At 38.3% G+C, this 22,733-nt stretch carries 16 protein-coding genes and 2 pseudogenes; 5 read left to right on the top strand and 13 right to left on the bottom strand.

Annotation, left to right across the window (positions count from 1 at the left end; genetic code table 11):
- The first annotated feature begins 135 nt into the window (after positions 1 to 135).
- The gene (locus BM211_RS27625) at positions 136 to 378 is read left to right on the top strand and encodes a DUF4183 domain-containing protein (RefSeq protein WP_371261892.1); all 243 of its coding nucleotides are present in this window, start codon (positions 136 to 138) and stop codon (positions 376 to 378) included.
- A gap of 37 nt (positions 379 to 415) precedes the next feature.
- Here BM211_RS27625 and BM211_RS20050 read toward each other — a convergent pair whose 3' ends face one another.
- Positions 416 to 700, bottom strand: coding sequence for a DUF4183 domain-containing protein (locus tag BM211_RS20050; RefSeq protein ID WP_035435984.1), 285 nt, complete (start codon positions 698 to 700; stop codon positions 416 to 418).
- Between the two features lie 157 nt (positions 701 to 857).
- Positions 858 to 1,511 (bottom strand): tRNA (guanosine(46)-N7)-methyltransferase TrmB, encoded by a 654-nt coding sequence (gene trmB / locus BM211_RS20045; RefSeq protein WP_090999107.1) that lies wholly within the window; start codon positions 1,509 to 1,511, stop codon positions 858 to 860.
- Positions 1,512 to 1,708: 197 nt separating this feature from the next.
- On the opposite strand from trmB, the gene BM211_RS20040 reads away from it, so the two are divergent.
- Positions 1,709 to 1,987: a YtzH-like family protein gene (locus BM211_RS20040; protein ID WP_035435987.1), complete on the top strand. Its 279-nt coding sequence runs from the start codon at positions 1,709 to 1,711 to the stop codon at positions 1,985 to 1,987.
- Between the two features lies 1 nt (position 1,988).
- Here the strand turns inward: BM211_RS20040 and BM211_RS20035 are convergent, their stop codons facing one another.
- The 9 genes and pseudogenes from BM211_RS20035 to pepV form a co-directional block, all read right to left on the bottom strand.
- A complete protein-coding gene (locus tag BM211_RS20035) occupies positions 1,989 to 2,786 on the bottom strand; it encodes a phosphotransferase family protein (RefSeq protein ID WP_035435990.1) in 798 nt (265 codons plus the stop codon).
- Between the two features lie 240 nt (positions 2,787 to 3,026).
- Positions 3,027 to 5,168, bottom strand: coding sequence for a type I pullulanase (gene pulA, locus BM211_RS20030; protein ID WP_090999106.1), 2,142 nt, complete (start codon positions 5,166 to 5,168; stop codon positions 3,027 to 3,029).
- 67 nt (positions 5,169 to 5,235) lie between these two features.
- Complete coding sequence (gene thpR / locus BM211_RS20025; protein WP_256217159.1) at positions 5,236 to 5,823, bottom strand: RNA 2',3'-cyclic phosphodiesterase; 588 nt, start codon at positions 5,821 to 5,823, stop codon at positions 5,236 to 5,238.
- Positions 5,824 to 6,084: 261 nt separating this feature from the next.
- Positions 6,085 to 6,255 (bottom strand): annotated as a pseudogene (locus BM211_RS27275) (type IV secretion protein Rhs); the annotation flags it as partial.
- Between the two features lie 731 nt (positions 6,256 to 6,986).
- Positions 6,987 to 7,535 (bottom strand): hypothetical protein, encoded by a 549-nt coding sequence (locus BM211_RS20015; protein ID WP_090999099.1) that lies wholly within the window; start codon positions 7,533 to 7,535, stop codon positions 6,987 to 6,989.
- Between the two features lie 23 nt (positions 7,536 to 7,558).
- Positions 7,559 to 9,946: an RHS repeat domain-containing protein gene (locus BM211_RS27620; RefSeq protein WP_371261893.1), complete on the bottom strand. Its 2,388-nt coding sequence runs from the start codon at positions 9,944 to 9,946 to the stop codon at positions 7,559 to 7,561.
- 867 nt (positions 9,947 to 10,813) lie between these two features.
- Positions 10,814 to 11,476 (bottom strand): annotated as a pseudogene (locus BM211_RS27615) (wall-associated protein); the annotation flags it as partial.
- Between the two features lie 24 nt (positions 11,477 to 11,500).
- Complete coding sequence (locus BM211_RS27260; RefSeq protein ID WP_256217156.1) at positions 11,501 to 14,110, bottom strand: DNRLRE domain-containing protein; 2,610 nt, start codon at positions 14,108 to 14,110, stop codon at positions 11,501 to 11,503.
- A 549-nt stretch (positions 14,111 to 14,659) separates the two neighbouring features.
- Positions 14,660 to 16,066: a dipeptidase PepV gene (pepV, locus tag BM211_RS20005; protein ID WP_090999097.1), complete on the bottom strand. Its 1,407-nt coding sequence runs from the start codon at positions 16,064 to 16,066 to the stop codon at positions 14,660 to 14,662.
- A 714-nt stretch (positions 16,067 to 16,780) separates the two neighbouring features.
- Between pepV and BM211_RS19995 the strand changes: the two genes are divergently transcribed.
- Positions 16,781 to 17,002 carry a DeoR family transcriptional regulator gene (locus tag BM211_RS19995; RefSeq protein WP_035436379.1) on the top strand — a complete coding sequence of 74 codons (222 nt, stop codon included), beginning with the start codon at positions 16,781 to 16,783 and terminating at the stop codon, positions 17,000 to 17,002.
- 343 nt (positions 17,003 to 17,345) lie between these two features.
- Here BM211_RS19995 and BM211_RS19990 read toward each other — a convergent pair whose 3' ends face one another.
- Both BM211_RS19990 and BM211_RS19985 read right to left on the bottom strand, forming a co-directional pair.
- Positions 17,346 to 18,074: a pseudouridine synthase gene (locus BM211_RS19990; protein WP_035436002.1), complete on the bottom strand. Its 729-nt coding sequence runs from the start codon at positions 18,072 to 18,074 to the stop codon at positions 17,346 to 17,348.
- A 44-nt stretch (positions 18,075 to 18,118) separates the two neighbouring features.
- Positions 18,119 to 19,768, bottom strand: coding sequence for a putative polysaccharide biosynthesis protein (locus BM211_RS19985; protein ID WP_035436006.1), 1,650 nt, complete (start codon positions 19,766 to 19,768; stop codon positions 18,119 to 18,121).
- 153 nt (positions 19,769 to 19,921) lie between these two features.
- Between BM211_RS19985 and BM211_RS19980 the strand changes: the two genes are divergently transcribed.
- The gene (locus BM211_RS19980) at positions 19,922 to 21,187 is read left to right on the top strand and encodes a BaiN/RdsA family NAD(P)/FAD-dependent oxidoreductase (RefSeq protein WP_035436007.1); all 1,266 of its coding nucleotides are present in this window, start codon (positions 19,922 to 19,924) and stop codon (positions 21,185 to 21,187) included.
- 70 nt (positions 21,188 to 21,257) lie between these two features.
- Entirely contained in the window at positions 21,258 to 22,706 is a 1,449-nt protein-coding gene (locus BM211_RS19975; RefSeq protein ID WP_035436009.1) for an MDR family MFS transporter, read from the top strand.
- Positions 22,707 to 22,733 lie beyond the last annotated feature (27 nt).

Below are 22,733 nucleotides of genomic sequence, written 5' to 3'. Positions count from 1 at the left end.
GCTACTGGATCAACTGGCGCTACCGGACCGACTGGCGCTACTGGATCAACTGGCGCTACCGGACCGACTGGCGCTACTGGATCAACTGGCGCTACTGGACCGACCTTCCAAGGACTAATTCCTGCCACAAATCTAATGTATTTTGCTGTTTCAGATGGCACGAGTCTTGTATACACAAATGCCGACGGTTTGCCTCAATTCGGAATGACGCAGATTTTAGCACCAAGTCAAGTATCCTATATGAATTTATTTATTAATGGCGTTATTCAGTCGCAAAATTCTTATGTCGTACAGACGGGGATGCTTACACTATTGGCTGATGAGGCACCACCAGCTGGTGTTATAATCACACTTCAGTTTATTTTAATCAATCAATAAAAAGCGGATTCCTTTAAAGGAATCCGCTTTTTATTGACTAGTTCACGACAAATTCAACACTAACAACAACTCCAGGGTCTAAAGTATTTCCATCTGGAATTGTAATTGCTGCTGTGGTAACACTTGAGTTAACCACAGGTTGCAACTGTCCACTCACATATAAATTGTAATAAGCAAATGACGCAGGAAATGCTGTTGCAGCAGCTCCCGTGTCATCAGTACAAGCAGTTGCTAAAATATTAAACGTTGCTCCAGTTCCCGTTCCAGCACCGATTGTTGCATTATATCTTCTAGCAGCTAAAAAAGGTTTAATAATAGGCATTCCACCTCACCCCTTTCATTTTTAAATCTAGTAGGACTTGTCCTACTCTATACATAGTATGTAAATATTTATTGATAGGAACGGCAAGTTACTTATTTTTCCTAGCTACTTACTATTAAAAATCTATTTCTTTACCAAGGATAAAAAAACCCGCGCATTATTGCGCAGGTTCTGTACGATATTTTGCTTCAACGCGGTAAATACGATTTCCCTTGCTTGAGAACTTTTCTTCGTATTCCGTCATAATGTTGCCTTCAAAATCACTGTTGTGAAGATCTAAACTAATAAAAGGCAGTAGCATGCCGTATTCCGCCATACTTGTAAGAGAGTATTCGAACAAGGCTTGGTTGTCTGTTTTGAAGTGAATTTCTCCGCCCTTTACAAGTACTGTTTCATAGTTGCGTAAAAATGTTTTATACGTTAAACGGCGCTTTGCATGGCGATTTTTTGGCCATGGATCAGAGAAGTTTAAATATACGCGATCAATTTCATTCTCCGCAAAGAATACAGTTAAATCTTCGGCATCTTTATTAATTAGTTTTAAGTTCGGCAGTGGTTCTTCAATTAATTTATCGAGTGCATCTACAACTACGCTTGTAAATTTTTCAATTCCAATATAGTTTACGTTTGGGTTTGCTTTTGCCATTTCATAAACGAAGCGGCCGCGGCCTGTCCCAACTTCAATATGAATCGGGTTATCATTTCCAAATAACTCTTTCCATTTTCCGTTATGCTCTTCTGGATTTCCAATTACAAAATGTGAAAATTCTTTCGTTCGGTCCATTGCATATGGTTTATGTCTTAAACGCATAATTCTCTTCCTCTCTGCACTCCAAGATGTGTGTATCACATAAAAAACCAAGTACGTACGAGCACTCGGTCCGTTTCTTTCAAGTATAAAATTTACTATTTTGACGGAAACTACAAAGTGTATGAAATACAATTTCCATCAGCGGTTCGTTACGCTCGTTTCATTGTTACGATAACAACTGAAAAGGATGTGTCAAAATGCCACTTAATCATGAACATCAAATGGCAATCTTAAAAGACATCTTAGTCAATCATCAAAGTGATTGCTGTGGAACGGTTTCTGAATGTGAACAATTAGAACGTCTCATTCAATCATTACTCGTAAATGACAATGTAAGTAATGATGTTAAATCGATGTTAAACGATGTATATTACTATAGTCAATCGGGTAAACATTCTCCTGATTTAGATAACCATATTTCTGGTCATCAAGAACAACTGTCACAATGGATTACAGGAATGGATAGTTTTTCTTAACTTATTCTGAAGCGAGTAGTTGCATTAAATATTGGAGCCAATATTCTGCTTCTACTTGCTTATTTTTCGTTCTATACAATTGTACAAAAATCATACATTGCAGTGTAACATACCATTTCATACGGCTTAGCAAAGAATCAGTAAGTTCTAATCCGTAATGCTCAAGCCATTCGTGCCATTCATCTCTTGGAACATACCAATGAAGCAGCATCCCAATATCAAGAGCTGGATCTGCAATAATTGCTCCATCCCAATCAATTAAAAACAATTCGTTATCATCTGTTACTAACCAATTGTTATGATTCACATCACAATGACAAACAGCAAGATGTTCAAATTCTACATTCTGAAGGGACTTTTGTAAATACTGAAGTCCTTTTTGAATGATTTCATTTTTCTTTACATCCTCTTGCAAAGTGATGAGCACTTCTTCTAGAATATCTTGCGCATGCAAAGGCTGTTTCCCAAGCTTTTGAATCATGTGCACTAACGCTTCAGAAGAATGAATTTTTTTCAGCAATGCTGCCACTCGCTCATCGTTCATATCTTCTGGTTCTAATTTTTGTCCTGGGAGCCACTTTTGTGCCGAAATCACATCACCGTTTGTTAATCGCCTTGTCCAAAGTAACTTCGGAACAATTCCTTCTGCTGACAATACCGCAAGAAAGGGCGATGAATTGCGCTTTAAAAAGAGTTTATGATGTTCATTATGCGCAATGTAGGCATCTCCTGTCGCCCCTCCAGCCGGTATTATTTTCCATTCTTTTCCTAACAATTGTTCCAACCATTCCATGTTCATTACCCGTTAACAATTCCTTATCTTTTATAGTTATGAACAGAAAAACCACAACATATTTAAATATATACCCATGGCTTCCATCCATTCTGCTTCAAGTAGTAAATAAAAGTGAAAAAGAAACAGACAAGCTGCTCTCTCTTACTTTATTTTACAAAAATAATAATAGACTGGCAACTTAACTAAATAGCCACCTTGTTCAATTCTACATTTATTATATTCGCATCGTCAAGGGTCGATTTGTCACAATTTCGTCAATATATACGTACTAATTGGAGCAATGACAATTGTATCTCCCTCAAATGAAGAAATTGGATTTTCATGTGCCGTTCCCTCATTTGCAAGAATATGCCATGTACCACCTTTAGGCAAGGAAACTGTTTGCTCCTCTGTTCCGTTATGAAATAACACAACAATTTCTTTCCACATCCCAAACTGCTGCACATCTTGTAAATAATAGGCAATGACAGAAGAAGCTGTATCAAAAAAAGACACATGTCTCTTCATGCATTCAGAAGACGGAAAGCGGAAGGCCCCGTGTGATTTGCGAATCCGAATGATTCCCTTTATATAAGAAATAGTTTCTTCTTCTCGCTCTTTTTGATCCCAGTCTATTTGATTGATACAGTCCGGGGCGTTATAGCTATTTTCATTTCCTTGCTTTGTGCGATAAAATTCTTGACCAGCATGTAAAAACGGAATACCTTGCGATAATAATGTCATCGTTGTCGCAAGGCGATGACGACGTTTTTGCATAGGCTCCTCTTCTTTATTGCTGCCGATAATCTTATCCCACATCGTCATATTATCGTGACATTCTACATAATTAATGCTTTGCATAGGTTCTATAAATAAACTTTTCTGTTTTACATAAGGGATACTTCCCGTAACTAAGTATTGGATATGCTCTTTATTTGTTGTCTCTCCAAGCGCATATCCGCGTTTTTGCACGTCAAATGTACTTCCCTTAATCCCATCGCGAAATTGATCATTAAACTGAGCGATACATGGTAGTTTCGCTGCATTTTGTAACGTTGCCTTTTGGTCCGAGGCAAGCGGTGTTTGTAAATCCCATCCTTCACCTAATAATATGACATGCTCTTTTACTTCATTTACTTTCTGCCGAATTTCGTTCATTGTCGCAACATCTAAAATTCCCATTAAATCAAACCGGAAACCATCCACTTTGTATTCTGTTAACCAATATAAAACGGAATCGACAATAAACTTACGCACCATATTACGCTCTGAGGCAATATCGTTCCCAACCCCCGTCCCATTTGACGGCATTCCATTTTCGTCGTGCCGAAAATAGTAGCCAGGAACAAGCTTTTCAAAAGAAGATGTTTCTCTTTCATACACATGGTTATAAACCACATCGATAATGACGCGCAAACCATTTCGATGAAGTGCTTGAATCATTTGTTTACATTCAACAATTCGATTGTACGGATCGAGAGGATTTGTTGCATAACTACCATTTGGAACATTGTAAAATAACGGATTATACCCCCAATTATATGCTGCAAATGGTTGCTCCTCATCGACTCCGGCGTACTGATGAATCGGTAATAGTTCAAGATGGGTAACGCCTAATTCCTTTATATAAGACAGACCTGTTAACGTCCCTCGTTCTCCTGTCGTTCCTTCTTCTGCTAAACCGAGATATTTCCCTTTATACATTGCTCCGCTATGAGGATGAACTGTCATATCACGAATATGCGCCTCATAAATAACAGCATCCGTCATAGAAGCCATGAGAGGTAATGATTCCTCATCTTGCACATATGTTTTCGCAAGGTTAACGACAATTCCGTACGTACCGTTTACAGACACTGATTTTGCATATGGATCAACCACTTCTCGCCAAATTAAATTAATGCACACAAGAAAGGTATACTTTGCACCGTCCCAGTCGCCCATTAACTCGTAACTCCAAACCCCTTTTTCCTGTGCTTCCATTTCATAATCTTTATACACTGCCCCGGTTTCATAAATGCGAACTTTTGCTTTTGTAGCTGTTGGCGCCCACACTTTAAATCCAGTTTGATCACTGGAATAAGAAGCACCTAAATCGCGTCCTTCATACATATATAACTCATCAAATTTCTCTGTCCGAATAACAGCACCCATCTGTAAGTCGGTTTCTACCTTACGTTCATCTCGTATGATATAACAATTACTCAATATAATGGGTTCACTCACTTTACATTCATATTTCATTGCATCTGGAAGAGAGGTGATACTATGAATGGAAAGCTCCCATTCATTCGCACCTTGTTTTAAATGGAATACGCTACTCGTCCCGTACGCATGCGGAAGTAAAACTGTAATTTTATCCATTTCATCTAAATATGCTTCAAATGTACGCTGTACGCTTAACATATGTATCCACGCCCTCCCAAGAGACATTCCATTTTCTATAGTATATTCAAAAAATCAGAAAACGTTTTCAAGCTTGTGCATTCTGTAAAGATATTTCATAAATTGCCTCATACTTCGGCATCCGTTCTACATGTGTTTCGTATAACGCTACTGTTTCCACTTCAAATATACGCGGCGGCACAGCAGGAAGTGCATTTTTATCAAATGCTTCTTCTCCCTTCCATTTACGAGCCACAGTAATATGAGGATGATACGGACGCGTTTCTAATTGAAAACCATTTTGCTCACATATCGTATGCACTTGTTTTTGTAAATCAAACAAGGCCTGTTCTTCTTCTAATCCTGCCCAAAACACACGTGGCTGGTCTTTTACCCCAAATGTATGACATCCTTGCAATGTAAGTGAAAAACGAGACACTTTAGCCAGTTGCTCCAAGTCTTGTTTCAATTTTTTAAGCTGTTCTTCCTCAGCACTTCCTAAAAACGAAAGTGTAATATGATAATCTTCTTTATGGACCCAAGAACGAAACAGCGTCGTTTCTTCTATCATTTCCTTCCACTCTGCTAATATGTTCTTTATCTCATTTGGTAACTTCACTGCAAGAAAATAATGTCTCGCCATCTTTCCTCTCTCCTTTTCCCAGGATACACCTATTATTCGTGTGTAGCTGATTCTCCATACATATGAAAGAAGCCGCTTCTATTTTTTCTGCATCATATAATAAATCTTCACTCGCAACATAGATTGGACCGCTCCTACACATAACTAGTCCCTCCCAGGCCAATTAAAAAAATGCTTTTCTGCCTTTTTTTCATAGAGTGACTGAGTAGTTACAATATAGGATAAAAAAGTCCCTGTATAAATTATATATTACAGGGACTTTCAACATATCTACTTACTCTTCCAATATAGAGAATCTAACATATATCCCGCATAGCCAAATGGATTCTCTGCGGCGATTCCTTTTGCGTCACTCTTTAAAACATTATCCTATGTATCGTCTTCATAGTTCGCTACGACTTGTCCGTTTTCATCTGTCATCGCGATGACGTCACCGCGTGGATTGTAGTGGTAATATAGATTTAATCTTCTACTTTCGTCACAAAACAAATGTTATTTTGTAGTGTACTCTATTATCGAAAAATTTTCCTCCTTACCATCGGGGTTCGTATAATAAATTAATGCCATTCAAAATAAAAAACAATCAGGATATTTAAATCTCCCTAATTGTTTTTTATTTCATTCTTCAGATTCAACAATTCATCATTTACTACAATATTTTTTAATAACAGACTTATCAACATTTTATTTCCGAAATATTGATTCAACTCCTGTTACACAAAAGCACCTTTCATCATAAATCCTATCTTCCTTTATTTAATCAAGAGACGACTCATAGTCATATACAATACAAAATAATATTGTATAGATTAATACAACAACATATTGCAACATAATCGGAATGTCTTCTAAAAAATGTCAACAAGTTAGTGGACGTTCCAATAACGAGAAATACAAGTAATATTGAAATTAAACTAGCAGATATTAAAAACCTTTATTTTACACAAGAAAAAACAACTCCTAGAGCTACACATAATAAAATTACTCTTATTGGGTATCTTAAACTCATAGAAATCATTCCCTCAAAAAAATTAACATTTATCTCTGATACATATTTTAACATTATATTCACCGATTTCGTTTTCTCGATTTTTTAGTACTTTTACCGTAGTTTTTATACCCTTTATATCCAGCTACTAGTTCACAATTTCACTATAATAAAACTTTTATTTTTACATTTAAACCTTCTTAGAACTTCAGAACATACAATCACTTTGTTCACCAATCAAAAAATCATTACTTACAATAGTTAACAATGCTCCATCATACCTAATAAAGGCACATGCTGATAATGGTGCTAAAGTACATTTTGGAATCCAACATTCACCAAATAAATATTCTGTAATCTTATTCCCTTTTATCTTTTCAAACTCAAACGTAATTTCTTCCCCTAAACATATAATAGCCACTGTATTCTCTATACTTATATTATAGAAAAGATTAATTATATAAGGTACTTTTTCTATAGATATTGAATCAATGACTATAAATATATTTTTTCTGCCAAAATTAAATACTTTATAACCGATACTTTCTGTTTGCATCTCTTTTTGAAAATTTTCTCGTTCAGATTCATCTAAATGAAAAATAAATTTCTTTAGAGTGTTTTTAAATACATCATTTAAACTTTCAATATTTAGAGAATCGTCCTCAAATAAATCTGCTTCATATATACAATTAAAATTACTTACACGATAAATTTCTTCATTACCAATCTCTTTACGTTGATCAAATATAAGCCTCAATATTTATCTTCTCCTTTTTTAAACTATTTGACCCATTTAACTTTTTTCCTTGTCGGATAGATAAAATAATGCTTATTTTTTTTGTATCGCCAGTGAATATGGAGAACCTTTGTCGTAGTCCTTTTCTTATTTTCTCTAATTTCATGATAATCTAGTGCAAACCACCTAGAATCAGTAGATTTAGTCTGCTTTTTCTGTCGATTTACGATTGCAAATATTCGTCCATTTCTTTTACTTGGTCCTTGAATAGTATATTTTCTATTTTTCCAAGCAGATTTCGCTTTACTTGCTACCCATTTAGCTCCTTTTTTAGCATATTTCGCTCCATAGCGAACTGCTACTTTACCAGCTACTCTAGCACCTACTATTGCTACCGGAATAAACCAAGCCCAATGTCCATCCGGATCCACCATCATCACCGGATTATTATTTCCATACGTATACCCATTCTGCGTAATCGGATCATCCTCATCACCCGGATCCGGATCCACTGACAAGAACACGCCATGAGTTGGATTGTAATATCGTGCTATCAGATAATACATCCCTATCTCTTTATCATACATATATCCCGCATAGCCAAATGGATTTTCTGCCGCAATCCCTTTTGCGTCACTCTTTAAAACATTGCCCCATGCATCGTATTCATAGTTCGCTACCACTTGTCCATCTTCGTCTGTCATCGCGATGACGTCACCGCGTGGGTTGTAGTGGTAGTATGCTGTTTGGCCTTGGGATTTCATCGCAAGGCGGATGCCATCTACTGAGTAGACATATTGACGAAGGACGTTTCCGTCTCCATCTGTTTCATATAATGGATTGATGCTGTCGCCGTCGTAGTGATAACGTGTTGTTTTTCCACTCACTGTTTTTTCAATGCGGCGTCCGTCGTCATCGTATTTATATGTCGCCAATGGTGTGCTTTCACCTTGTTTCGTAATGGCTACAAGTTGGTCTGCTTCGTTCCATGTATATTTGTATTTTCCATCGGATGTACGGTTTCCGTTGGCGTCATACGTTAATGATTCATTGCCGAATTTCGTTAGCTGATTACCGTCGTTAAATACGGCGGCTGTCGATACAGCTGCTTTTCCTGCTTCGGTTACTTTTACGTTCGTGCGGTTGCCAAAGCCGTCATAGCTGTATTCTTTACTTGTACCATTTGGTAATGTTTCTTTTATTAGTTGATTGATAGAATCATATGCGTACGTTGTTTTTTCAGTTTTGTCACCGTTTTTTCGTTCGATTGCGGTGCGGTTGCTTGTTGCGTCATACGTATAGGATTCTTCTAAAATACGCTGTGAATCTTTTGTACCAATTTGTAAGTTTGTAAGTTTCTTTGTATGGTCATACGTAAATTGGGCCGCTGTGTCATTGCCGGCTTGATAACGAACGACGTTTCCAAATTCGTCGTAATCAAAATAGAATGTTTTTCCGTTATCGGTTACTTTCGTATTTTGATTTAAGGCGTTATATTCATAGTTTGTTGTGTTGTTGTAGGAACCATGATTGATCGTTGTATCTTTTAGTTTATGAGATTTTGGTTGATACGACCATTTTACGCTGCCGCCGCGGTCTGTCATGCTGATGATGCGATTGCCTTCGTCATATGCTTTTTCACGTGTGATTCCGTTTATATGATCGGTTACTTTTGTTTCGTTTCCGTTCTCATCATATGCATAGGAGAATGCGTCTTTTCCGTTTCGTTTTGCTTTAATTGCTCGGTTTGCCGCGTCGTACTCCCATTCTAATACAGCGTTTGTTGGCATCATTGTCTTCGTTCGGTTCGCATTTGCATCATACTCGTGTGAAATTTTTCGCGATAATGCATCTTGGAAGACAGTTAGTTTGTTATCGACATCATACTCGAAGATATTCTTTTGCGTTTTTCCGCCAGCTGTTACAAATTTCTCTGTTGTGTTTCCATTGTCATCATAACTATAAGAAACAGAAGTACCATTTGCCATTGTTGTTTTCGTTAATTGATTGTCTTCGTTATAGGCAAAGGCCTTTTTATTTTCTTTTTCATCTGTTTCACTTGTTTTATTTCCATACGCATCATACGTAAATGTATTTTTACGGTTTTCTTCATCATAAGTTGCGGTAATAAAGTTTCCATCTGCATCATACTCTGTCTTTGTTAAGTGATTGCCTTCCATGATTCGAATATCATCGAACCATACTTTTCCTGTTAGTTCTTTATCAAGCATCGTATGAAGCTGAATGCGTTTAATCGCCCCTGCTGAAGCTGGGATAACAACTGCTCCGCGGTTCCAATCTTTCGTACCAAGTGGGAACGTAATGTAATAGCTTTTCCATGTTCCGCCTTCATGTTCTGCATAGACCCAAACAGAATATCCTTTGTTTGGCTGCGACGTATCACTATGTTTAACATTTTCTGCTTTTGACATTGCCGTAATTGTAATGTCTTTTGCCTGACTTTGATTTAGCGCAAGTTCTTGACGATAATGTAAGTCTGGACTTGGATCAGCCTGACTCTTCCGTTCCATCGCAAGTGCTGAGTGTCCGCCAAATCCGTCTCCAATATTATCTTTCGGTACGTTTTGCCATGTATGCCAACCTTCTAATTTGTCACCATAATACTCAAAACTTGGATTTGGTACTGGGTTAAAAGAAGATGAAATTGGCCCTTCTTCTAATTGGAAATTATCAAACCAAGCTGTTCCTTTTCCTTCCGCGCTTTCATGGGCTGTAAAGACCTCAATGATTAATTGACGCGTTTTATCAGAAGTAACAATTGGGACTTGTCGTTTTGTCCAGTCGGTTGTACCGCTAACTTTACTATAGTTATTCGAAATGGTTCCTACATGATTTCCATGCTCATCTAGCTGAATGACATAGAAATAAGCACTTGCTTTTTCTAAACCACTTGTTTTGATCCATCCGCTTAAAATATATGGTTTATTTGGCTCAACATCTACTTTTTGGCTGGCAATCGTCGCCCCCCAGCTGTCATTGATGCCTTTTGTATCCATGTGTAAGGAAGACGTTTGTCCTAACTGTGGTGCACGAACGTTACGATCAATTTCATTTTTCCCGCCATCATTCCATCCGCGCAATTCCCAACGGTCACCACCCACTTCAAAGCCAGGGTTGCGCATTAAGTTGCCACCTGGTGCTAGTTCTAAACTGCCGCGAATCGGATTTCCATAAGAATCATACTGCGTCACAGATGAAGTTTTCGCTTGATAGTCTGTTTCCGAAACGGCATTGGCACCGTTATATGTCACAGATGCTGCTTTATTCTCTGTATCGGTTACTTTCGTTACATCATTATTTTGATTATATTCATACTTCTCTGTTCCAATTGCGTCCGTCGCAGATGTTACGTTTCCTTTGCCATCATACGTATAACTTTCAGAAACGCGTTTCCCTTGATCTTTTGGATCTGTCTTTTTCGTTAAGTTATTCGTTTCATATTCATACGTTGTTGTTAGTTTTAATCCGTCTGCATCTACAATTGTTTTTGCTGGATTCCCCGCAAGATTGTATTGATGGATATCTTTCACTTGCTTTGGATCTGTAACAGTCACTTCGCGTAATTCTTGATTATACGAAAGCTTTGTTTCCTTTCCAAGTGCATCTGTCACGCCAACTAGACGATTATTTTCATACGTGTACGTAGTTTTATACGGCTTTTGTTCCGTATGTTTTGGATCATATGTGTAACGTAGTGTCCCATTTTCATAGCCGTATCGATATTGTTTTCCTCTCGGTGTTGTTACACCTACGAGTTGGCCATCTTTATACGTATACGTAACTGTACGATTTTCAGGACCAACAAGCTTTGTTAATAATCCGTCTGTATACTGTAAAGATACTTTACGATTCGAAGCGTTTGTAATTTCGACAACCCGGCCATTTTCATAGCGATACGTCAACGTATTGCCATGTTCGTCTTTTACCTTTGTTAAACGTCCTTGTTTGTCATATTCGGATACCGTTTAATCTTTATCCGTAACCGTATAGCCGCTGTCTGTTTTCTTGATTTCTAAAAATACACCAGACGGCGCTTTGTAGGAATTGTCTCCCGTTTTTTCAAAACGGTCTACTGCACGATCTTCATGAATAAAGTGTAAATCACCATTTGGCTGCTCCTGTACTTTTTCGTCAAAAGAACTCGTCCAGCCTTTTCCTAATACACCTTGTTCTGTACTGTTACTGTTGTATACACGGTCGATGCGCAAGTCAGGACCGCGGCCTGACAACGTAAAGTCTGACTCATCCATAACAAAATTTCCGTTTGTCGCGTTTACTTTACCGCCAATCACATCAACAGAGGCAATATAATCTTTCAAGCCGAAAATGTCTGTTGGTTCTGTTATTTTAATGCCGTAATCCGGAGAATACGTACTTTCCGCATGTCCAATATTACTATAGGCTTGAATATGAACCCAGTATTTATCGCTTCTAAAATCACCTGCATTCTCATACAGCCTTAAAGGATTTAACGCAAGTTCTTCTCCCTTTCCATCTGTATGGAACTGGTAACGACCATTTTTTAATTCATCTGCCGTCGGATAGATTTTCTTTCCTTGCGTAGTCCACTTCGTTACATTTCCAACGTCAAATACATCGTGATTCTTTCCATTATAAAAAATAACCCGATAACCGGTAGCACCAGGGATTTGATCCCAGTTCAATTCAACGTATCCCGATTGAGAACCAGTCAAATTCGTAAAGGCATGCGATTTCGGCTGTTTCGGTGCTTCTAGTGGCACAAATACCTTTTCTTCATCTGATTCCGGACTCAATTCATCATGCGGATACTCCGCTACAACTTTTATTTTATAAGCATGTTTATCATTGCCTGGTTCTTTTGAACTATTATTTTGATAAAACTGAGAAGGACTCGTTGAAAATTCTCCTCCTAATTCATCAAAATGAAGTTCATTCCGGCCACGATTCACATCATCTTTACTTGGCCATATTTTTCTATCCTTTGTTGACCAAGATGTCGTATTCCCAACGTGATAATAATTGTAATCTGTTCCGTCAAAAATCCCTACTCGGTACCCAGTTGCACCCGGCATTGCATCCCAGTTCACATTGATATGTCCTGTTCCGCTTCCAATGCCATTTGAATAAGCTGATAATCGCGGTTTATTCGGCTTTGGATAGGAATACGTAATTTCTAAATGCGGTGCTGTATCTCCCCCGTTATAAGCCGCAATAAATTTCTTCCAATGCGTTTGTCCTCGCCCATTCGGATGCAGCTTAAATCCATAGTTCGGTCTCTCACCGCTCAGCCAAGCTTTCACTGTATCTGTAACATTAAACTCTGCCCATTGATTTCGGCTAACATTCGCAACTGCGATTTCTTGGGACCACGGTTTTGTTTCCCAGTTCATCGTAATATAATCCCAGTCACCCTTTACTTCATCTAACCAAACTTCATTTGGGTTATTTCCGTAATAATGCCAAGCTGCGTAAGCATAAAACTTTGCCTCATGTACAATTGCGCCGTTCAAACTAGAAAGTTCCGGTTTCGTATAGGCAAAATTATAACCAGTGCGGTTATCGAAATATCCCACTTTCAATGTATGTGCTTGCAAATTTTCATCCCAAAGTACCCATCTTGAATAATTGCTCTTTGGATACGCACTCGATACATATGCTTCTTGGAAACTCCCCATCGTAATGGAAGGATCAATATAAACGGGATATTTTCGTTCAGGAGCTTGTAGCCATTTCGGGTCAGCTGTAACGGTTACATTGTAGGTATTATTTTTTTGTTTCTCTAACGTATACTTTACCTCTTCTGAAATTGGTGCTTCATTTGATTCAGGATGTACATTGGAATCTGTCATAAACGGTTTTGGCAATGTAAACACTGTCTTTTGCTTATCATCTACCATCAAAATAGAACCGTCTTCTTGTAGTTTCGGAGTCAATGTGGTTTCTAATTGAAAGGTAAAGATATGATGCCCTGTATACTGATTCAGAACAATATCTTCTTTTATTTTGTCATTAAATGTAATGGTGCGTAAATCGATGTTTGGAAAAATGTTTTTATACCAAATTTTATTTTTTTCATAAGTAGCTGCGACTTGGGAGGGCCCTATTTGTTCTTTTTCACCTTTAGCCCCTATTAATTTGTACGTAACTTTGTGACCGTCTACTTCAAAGGCCGCATATTCTTTCTGTTCTAACTTTTTTTGAAATGTTGGTTTTAACTTTGTAGTTTTTGTCGCGATTGTTTGTGAGGATTTTTCAACAAGCTCTGGCTGAATTTCTTCTAGCTTCCCATCTTTTTTTGTGTGTATGGGCTCTGTGTAAACTTTCTTTGTATACGTTCCATTCTTGTTATCAAATACTTTTTCGTGTTCAGTTCGTTCTTCTACTACTTCAGTCGGTTTTCCGTCTGATGTTTGCTTCTTCTCATTCTTTTTCTTTGTTTGTTTAGTGGAAGGAACCTTGTTTTCCTGCACTGTTTTTCCATTGTTCATCGTTTCTGCGATTGCCTCCATCGGAATAGAGGACACAATTAATGCCATCACGATGAGTTGGATTACATACCGAAACCATCGCCTTTTTCGTTTTTCCCTTTTCATACATTCACCCCGCCGGAATTTTCTATATATTACAAATAAAATATATGAAAGTCCTATATGTAAAGTAAATGTTTTTTTGCAAAATATAAAAAATTTGATAGTATTTTCGAATATTCCCTAACACTTGTTATAGGTATATTCTCAACAGATCCATCTTTTGGTAAAATGAATATATATTTTTAAATTATTACACATTGTGTATTACTCACCTAGTAAAATAAAACCCTTTATACATGACAAGTTGTCAATTTAAGTGCGACAATTCCCCATGAAATGCTTCGTGAATAGCTTTCCACCCTAAACATTTTCTTGGTCTTTGATTAATCAGAAGCAGTGCGCAGTTTAACTGTTCTTGTGAAACAAGGCTTAAATCTTTTTTTCAACACATCTTTCACTGGTACGGAATACAAAAAATAACTTGCACTCGTTTCCTCTCTATGGTTTCACACAGTACGTGGCAAAAATAGGCACTGACCGCTCCTACGCACGGCCAGTACCTCTCGCCCACCTAAAAAAAGAAAGGTTTTATGTTTTTTCATTCCCATACTTCTATTTCGCTAATTCATAAATCGCATGTGCATAAATCGCTGTTGCCTTAAGCAAATCCTCAATCTCAACATACTCATCTTTCTGATGCGCTAATTCTTCTTTTCCTGGGAATAGCGGACCGAACGCAACGCCAGCTTTCAATGAACGTGCATATGTACCGCCGCCAATTGCTAGTAACTCGGCTTTTTCTCCTGTTTGTTCTTCATATACACGCTGAAGTGTACGAATTAATACGTGATCTTTATCAACGTGATGCGGACGAGAATCTGATACATTTGTAATAGCAAAGTCTTTTGCATTCACATAATTTGTTAATGTTTGCAGCGTTCCTTCTAAGTTTGTTGTAACTGGGTAACGAATGTTTAATCCTAGTTTACCGCCTTCTTCTTTTGTATAAGAAAGAAGACCAACGTTTACTGTTAATGGACCTGTAATTTCATCTGCATACGCAATGCCAGCTTTTTCTCCAAGTGTATCATTTGTAAATGTTTCCGCCGCTAAACTAGCAAATGCGCCGCCTTGTTCATCTAAAGAGATTGTCGTTAAGAAGTTCACAAGTGTTAAGCCAGCATTTTCTCCTTGTTCCGGTGTAGAACCGTGTGCCGAAATACCTTCTACTTGCAGTGTAACTGTATTTCCTTCGACAATTGCTTTCCCGTTTTTCTTTCCTTCTTGTATATATTGTTCGTACTGCTTTGCAAGTTCTGCTGCTTTTTCGCTCGTTAGGGTAGCCTCTGCAAAATCAGGAACCATATTTAATCGGCGTCCGGATGAGAAGGATACTAATATATGTTCTCCTGCTACGTGTTCTTTTTTATTTTGAACAACATATAAATCGCAAATTCCTTTTTCCGCATTAATAATTGGAAAATCTGCATCTGGAGCAAAGCCCATCGTCGGCATTTCTTCGTGTTTAAAGTAATGGTCTACGCACTTCCAGTTACTTTCTTCATCCGTTCCTAAAATCATGCGAACGCGTTTAGAAAGCGGCAATTCTAGTTCTTTTACAATTTTCATTGCGTAGTAAGCTGCCATTGTTGGACCTTTATCATCGATCGCTCCGCGTGCAAAGATTTTACCATCACGAATATCAGCGCTATATGCCGGCGTTGTCCAGCCGTCTCCTTCTGGTACGACATCAACGTGACATAGAATACCAACGATTTCTTCTCCTTGTCCCATTTCTAAATGCCCTGCATATCCCTCTAAATTTTTCGAAAGAAATCGGTCAGACTCTCCCTTATCTAGCATGAAAGATAATGCATTTGCTACACCTTCTCCAAACGGTGCACCTTCTTTTGCCGTTTCTTCTTCCCATACACTTTTAATTTGTAAAAATTGCTGTACATCATGGATTAGAGCATCTTTTCGTTTCTCTACTTCTTGCATCCAATTTATATTTGTCATACTTTCACCCTCTTCTATATTCTCTTTTTCATCATAGCAAACGATCTCTTTTTATGCTAGCAAGCTCAAGTTCAATAACGAACAATTATAATATTTCAGATTATTAAAATTAGTTTTTTCTTATTTTTATTAAATTATTTGCAGGAATTTGACGTTTTACGTAGAAATTTATAAGATAGTTGGTAAAGAGAAACAGAATGTCAACAACTTTCTTTCTATAGACTCTAGCAGATGGTCAACTACCCACCACTTAAACGCTAACCCGGTTTGAAGTGGGGGCTTGAAATAAGCCCTGGTTGTCTAGCCTAAGTCTTTCGTGGACTCCGTTTGTAGGTGAATGATTCCCTAGTTCTTGGCTCTATGGTGGCTCTGTAACAGTTCTGATTGGGAAAGAACGGTCAACCACAAGCCTTCATATAAGAAGTTGCCAACACCTACAAACATTGGCGAAGGGAAACTACATCCTCATATGGATGGGCAAAACATGCGTGTATTTGCCAAGAATTACTTTATGCTATACCTAACCGAAATTCCCCCTTACCTCTGGGTTGCTGTCCGTCACGCGCTTGAAAATGGGACTTTTTTCGGGAATATGTTAAAATTTCGTAAAAATTGAGCAAGTTAGAGCATGTTTTTTTTCATCTGGAGTACAATGAAAATAACGACCTTCTTTCCTGAATGGGTCAAAAAACTTGTAGAGGAGTGGTTTTTTTGATAAAACCTACAACTACTCGTATGCTAACACGTATTAAATCAATCTATATGTACATTAATGAGAAAGGCACCGTAACGACGCAAGACCTTGTAGATGAGTTCGGGATCACACCGCGAACGATACAGCGCGATCTGAATGTGTTGCAATTTAATGAACTCGTGTATAGCCCTTGCCGCGGCAAGTGGACAACAACAGGAAAGAAAGTGAGAATGACCTCGTGATGAGTATAACTTGATTTATTATATACATACCCCATTCTTAATAAAAAGAATGGGGGTCTTTTTGATTATGATATAATTCACTGCCAACTAAAACAAAACGTGCCCTGCACTTGTTTTCTCTCTTTGTTTTAACAAAGCAGGTGACAAAAAAAGAGGGTTGCATACCTTTTCATCTCGATACCTCAACCTCTAATTCACCGCTTACGAAAACAAAAAGTAACCCCCACTCGCTTCATCCCTTTGTTTTAACACCGCAAGTGGCAAAAAAAGGCCCTGACCGCTACTAAGCATCGCCAGAACCCCTCGCCCACCTTAAAAAGAAAGGTTTTTTCGGTTTTTCAACTTATCTTTCTACTTGCGTATGACAAGACTTCAACATCTCTACTTCTTCGTCTGTCAATTCACGGTACTGCCCAAGCTCTAATTCCTCATCTAATACTAAAGGCCCCATCTCTGTACGCTTTAAGTACACAACCTTTTTGCCAACCGCTTCAAACATGCGCTTTACTTGATGAAACTTTCCTTCTGTAATAACGAGTTCAATTTCAGACACGTCATCGCTTTGTAGAATTGTTAAATCACCTGGCTTTGTTTCATATCCATCTTCTAAAATAACGCCTTTTTTGAACGCTGCAACATCTTCTTCTGTCACTTTCCCTGCTACTCTTGCAAAGTATTTTTTCGGCACGTGCTTTTTCGGAGAAAGAAGTTGATGCGCTAGCTTTCCGTCATTTGTTATTAACAGAAAACCTTCTGTATCAATATCGAGTCTTCCAACTGGGAATGGATCAAAAATCGCATCTTCCATTTCTAATAAATCGATAACTGTTTCATGATTGTCATCTTCTGTTGCCGAAATGACACCTTGTGGTTTATGCATCATTAAGTATATGAATTCTTTATACTCTACTACTTCACCGTGAATCATAACTTCTTGTTCTTCAACGTTCACGTGATATTTCGCATCTTTCACTGATACGCCATCTATTTTGACAACGCCATCTTTTAATAATTTTTTCACTTCTTTACGGCTACCATAGCCCATGTTTGCTAATAACTTATCTAATCTCATCATTTCACCTGCTTTATATAATTAGAAAAAGAGAGGCGCACCATTTACGCCCCTTTCGTTTTTATCTTCAATCTACCACCAAGTTTACGCTGAATCTTCTTTAAAAATTCACCGCCAAATACTCGCTCTATTACGCCGGTACGGAATGCTAAATATCCATACACAGCTGCTCCTCCCATTGCACAAATGAAAACTGCAACTAATGCTGCAAATCGACTTGTCTCATATGGAAGCATAAAGGAAAGAATCCATAATAATATGTTAACAACTACAACCATCACAGCTGTTAATACTGCAATTTGAAACGTTCGTTTATACACAAGTGCAAATGAAAATTGCGCATATTTTTGAATTTGTTTATTTGTATACCAAATGGATACAGCGAACGCTACACCTGTTGCTACGACCGCACCAACCGTTCCAAAATAACGAATAAACATCACATTACATAAGAATTTTAAAATAACGCCTATGCCAAGTGCAATGATCGCATGCTTTTGCTGGTTAATCCCTTGCAAAATAGCTGCTGTTACTGTGAACAATGCAAACAATAACGCAACTGGAGCATACCACATTAATACTTTTCCGCCGAGCGGATCAGCTTCATAAAATGCGGTATAAATTGGATACGCTAACGTGGAAATTCCAATGACTGCTGGTAATGTTAAAAACATATTCACTTGAAACGTTTGGGTAATTTGCTGCTTCAAATAACTGAACTGTCCTTCTGTAAACGATTTTGTAATTGCCGGTACGAGCGTTAAGCTATACGCCGTTGCAAGCGATACTGGAATCATAATTAACTTATGTGTCCACATTGTAAAAATACCAAGAGCACGTTCTGCAATATCCCCTTGTCCAATTGCTTGCATAATGGCATTAAACGTTAACGTGTCAATTTGCTGATAAAGCGGAATCGTTAACCCAATCACAACATAAGGAATTGCATACGCAAACAGTTCTTTAAATAAGTCAACTGTTTTAACTGTTGACTCTGGTGCTGTTTGATTGATAATGTGTTGCTCTAAATGATGCTTTCGCTTCCTCCAATACCAAATGAGGACAGCCAATGCTCCGACAGCGGAAACAAACGCTGCAAATGTCGCCACCCCAACTGCTGTTGCGACCGAACCTTTCATTACTTTTATAACGATAAAACTACCTATAAGTAAAAATACAATCCGAATAATTTGTTCAATAATTTGTGAAACGGTCGTTGGTCCCATTGATTGGAATCCTTGAAAATAACCGCGAATTAAACTCGCCGCTGGTACTACAAGAAGCGCAAAGCTAACGAGACGAATAATCATTGTTACATCTTCTAAGCTATTATGTAAATTTTGCTTCCCTAGCATCGCCTCAGCAAAGAACGGCGCTGTCATATATAAGACTAAAAAGGAAAGGATTCCGCTTATGATCATCATAACCATACCGGAGCGAAACATTCTTCGGCTCGTCTTATAATCTCCAAGTGCATTATATTTCGAAACAAACTTCGAAACTGCAAGCGGCACCCCTGCCGTTGCGATACTTAAAAAGATTGTATATGGAATATATCCATACGTGTATAGCGCCCCGCCTTCTGTGCCAACTAACGCATGAAACGGAAAAACATAAATCATGCCGAGGAACTTTACTAAAAATGTCCCAAGCGTCACAATAAGCGTTCCGCGTAAAAATTTTGAATCGGACATAAAAAAATCCTCCTACATTATTCAAAACCCTGTACTCCAACCTTTGTATTGTATCACACTTTATCCTCTTAACAGTATATCCCTTCATTTTTCTTTTCTATGAAAACATGATATTCTTGAATGCAGCAAAATAAGAAAATGAGGTCGATTTATATGCATTATGATGTAATTGTCATTGGTGGCGGTCCTTCTGGTTTAATGGCAGCGATCGGTGCTGCTGAAGAAGGTGCACGCGTTTTACTTCTTGATAAGGGCGACAAATTAGGAAGAAAGCTTGCGATTTCTGGCGGCGGACGCTGCAACGTAACGAACCGTCTGCCGCTCGATGAAATTGTAAAACATATTCCGGGAAATGGTCGTTTCTTATATAGCGCCTTTTCGATTTTTAATAATGAAGATATTATTCAGTTTTTCGAAAAGCTGGGCGTTAAATTAAAAGAAGAAGATCATGGTCGTATGTTCCCTGTATCAAATAAAGCACAGTCCGTTGTAGATGCACTGCTCACGCGTTTAAAGGAACTGCGCGTAACGATTCGGACAAATCTTCCTGTGAAAACTGTAGAGTATGAAAATGGCCAAACGAAAGCTGTTATCCTGCAAAATGGTGAAGTGCTGGAAACAAATCATGTCGTGATTGCCGTTGGCGGGAAATCAGTGCCGCATACAGGCTCTACTGGGGATGGCTACGCTTGGGCGGAAAAAGCAGGGCATACGATTACAGAACTATTCCCAACGGAAGTACCACTTCTTTCGAATGAACCATTTATTCGTGACCGTACATTACAAGGCATAGCGCTTCGTGATGTAGAACTAAGCGTATTAAATCCAAAAGGGAAACCTGTTATCTCTCATAAGATGGATATGCTCTTTACTCACTTTGGTGTGTCTGGACCAGCTGCTCTTCGCTGTAGTCAATTCGCCCTGAAAACAATGAAAAAGTTCAAAACAAACAACGTCACAATGAGCATTGATGCGTTGCCAGAAGAACATGGCGAACAACTTTTCCAGCGCATGATGAAACAAATGAAAGAAGAATCGAAAAAGGCAATAAAGAATGTACTGAAAGGTTATGTGCCTGAGCGTTATTTCTTATTCCTATTAGAGAAAAATGAAATTGACGGCAGTCAGCAATGCGGACAAATTTCTCACGAAAAGATCCGTGCTCTTGCTGCTGACTTCAAAGGATTTACCTTTACCGTAAACGGAACGCAGCCTCTTGAAAAAGCATTCGTAACAGGCGGCGGTGTGTCGGTGAAAGAAATTAATCCGAAAGAAATGTCATCAAAACTCATGAACGGCTTATATTTCTGCGGAGAAATTCTTGATATTCACGGCTATACGGGCGGGTATAATATTACTTCCGCATTCGTTACAGGCCGAATTGCTGGAATGACTGCTGGTCAAAATGCTACCATATAGTAGTAAAAAAGGAGCCTAATTATAGTCTCCTTTTCATTTGTAATTGTAAAAAAGCTAAAGGGGAAAACAGATGAGAAAAAAAGTAATGATGTCTTTAATGCTAATGACGTTTCTTTCTGCTGTTGAAGGAACGATTGTTAGCACAGCGGTACCTCGCATTACAAGCGAACTTTCAGGAGTAGGACTTGTAAGCTGGGTGTATGCCATTTATATGTTAGCAACCGCAGTCACAACACCGATTTACGGGAAGCTAGCCGACTTATTTGGACGTAAAAAAGTACTATTAACTGGAGCTGCCATCTTTTTAATCGGCTCGACATTATGCGGCGTTGCAACATCGATGGAGCAATTAATTCTATTCCGCGCCCTGCAAGGAGTAGGAGCAGGTGCTGTTATGCCAATTACAATGACAATTATCGGTGACTTATATAGCGAAGCAAAAGACAGAGCAAAAGCACAAGGTTGGCTGAGCGCTGTTTGGGGTGTATCTGGTGTTGTCGGACCGTTAGTTGGCGGATTTTTAGTTGATTCACTATCTTGGCGTTATATCTTTTTCTTAAACATTCCATTTGGAATCTTTGCTTGTGCAATGATTGCGATTTCTTATAAAGAATCTATCAAACCAGCAAAACATCATATCGATTATCCAGGTGCGATGATCTTCTCACTTAGTACGATTGCCTTACTTTATGCACTACTAACAGGAAGTCAGCAGCAAAACTGGGGCGATATCACAATTATCGGTCTGCTAGTATTTGCCGTTATCGCATTTATTCTTTTCTTACTTGTAGAAAAAAAATCACCAGAACCATTAATTCCGTTAGAGTTGTTCTCTAACCGAACTGTATCTATCGTAAACGTATTAACATTAATTGCTGGTGCGATGATTATTAGTATTACAATGTACCTTCCAATTTGGACACAAGGGGTATTAGGAAAAAATGCAACGGAAGCTGGTATGATTTTAATGCCAATTCCTGTAGTTTGGACAGTTGGTGCGATGATGTCTGGTAACTTAGTTGGCCGTTTACAAACAAAACAAATTATTTTACTTGGCAGCAGCATTTTATCGGCTTCAACGTTCTTATTATTCATACTATCTACTCATTCACATCCATCTCTTATTTACATTGCAATGGGGATGTTTGGCCTTGGAATGGGACTTATCACACCAATCTTTATGGTCACAATTCAAGCTTCTGTCCCTGCGAATAAACGCGGAACAGCAGTCGGTTTAAATACATTTATTAATACATTTAGTCAAACGCTAGGTGCAGCAGTATTTGGAACAATGTTCAATACAGTGATCCACAGCGCTGGAGACGGAAATGTAAACTTAGTAACTTCAGAACACGGAAGTACTGCAGCGCGTTCGCAAGAAGTGCTCGCTTCTAGTGTTCATATTATCTTTAGCGGCACATTTATATTAGCCGTTATCAGTTTAGTTATTGCATGGATATGCTTAAAATCCAAACAACAAGAAACAGTTGCACCGCAGCAAAAAGGCACCGCACTGTAAAAGAAAGTGTTGAGAATCTCTCAACAC

Source organism: Bacillus sp. 491mf (genome assembly GCF_900112415.1).
GTDB lineage: Bacteria > Bacillota > Bacilli > Bacillales > Bacillaceae_G > Bacillus_A.
Note: the sequence above shows the minus strand (reverse complement) of the source record. Positions and strands in the feature narration are given on the sequence as shown.

What these genes read in the sequence shown, in the direction of transcription:
- BM211_RS27625 (WP_371261892.1), top strand. Translation starts at nt 136, where the DNA reads ATGTATTTTGCTGTTTCAGATGGCACGAGTCTTGTATACACAAATGCC.
- BM211_RS20050 (WP_035435984.1), bottom strand. Translation starts at nt 700, where the DNA reads ATGCCTATTATTAAACCTTTTTTAGCTGCTAGAAGATATAATGCAACA.
- trmB (WP_090999107.1), bottom strand. Translation starts at nt 1,511, where the DNA reads ATGCGTTTAAGACATAAACCATATGCAATGGACCGAACGAAAGAATTT.
- BM211_RS20040 (WP_035435987.1), top strand. Translation starts at nt 1,709, where the DNA reads ATGCCACTTAATCATGAACATCAAATGGCAATCTTAAAAGACATCTTA.
- BM211_RS20035 (WP_035435990.1), bottom strand. Translation starts at nt 2,786, where the DNA reads ATGAACATGGAATGGTTGGAACAATTGTTAGGAAAAGAATGGAAAATA.
- pulA (WP_090999106.1), bottom strand. Translation starts at nt 5,168, where the DNA reads ATGTTAAGCGTACAGCGTACATTTGAAGCATATTTAGATGAAATGGAT.
- BM211_RS27620 (WP_371261893.1), bottom strand. Translation starts at nt 9,946, where the DNA reads ATGTCAAAAGCAGAAAATGTTAAACATAGTGATACGTCGCAGCCAAAC.
- BM211_RS27260 (WP_256217156.1), bottom strand. Translation starts at nt 14,110, where the DNA reads ATGAAAAGGGAAAAACGAAAAAGGCGATGGTTTCGGTATGTAATCCAA.
- pepV (WP_090999097.1), bottom strand. Translation starts at nt 16,066, where the DNA reads ATGACAAATATAAATTGGATGCAAGAAGTAGAGAAACGAAAAGATGCT.
- BM211_RS19990 (WP_035436002.1), bottom strand. Translation starts at nt 18,074, where the DNA reads ATGAGATTAGATAAGTTATTAGCAAACATGGGCTATGGTAGCCGTAAA.
- BM211_RS19985 (WP_035436006.1), bottom strand. Translation starts at nt 19,768, where the DNA reads ATGTCCGATTCAAAATTTTTACGCGGAACGCTTATTGTGACGCTTGGG.
- BM211_RS19980 (WP_035436007.1), top strand. Translation starts at nt 19,922, where the DNA reads ATGCATTATGATGTAATTGTCATTGGTGGCGGTCCTTCTGGTTTAATG.
- BM211_RS19975 (WP_035436009.1), top strand. Translation starts at nt 21,258, where the DNA reads ATGAGAAAAAAAGTAATGATGTCTTTAATGCTAATGACGTTTCTTTCT.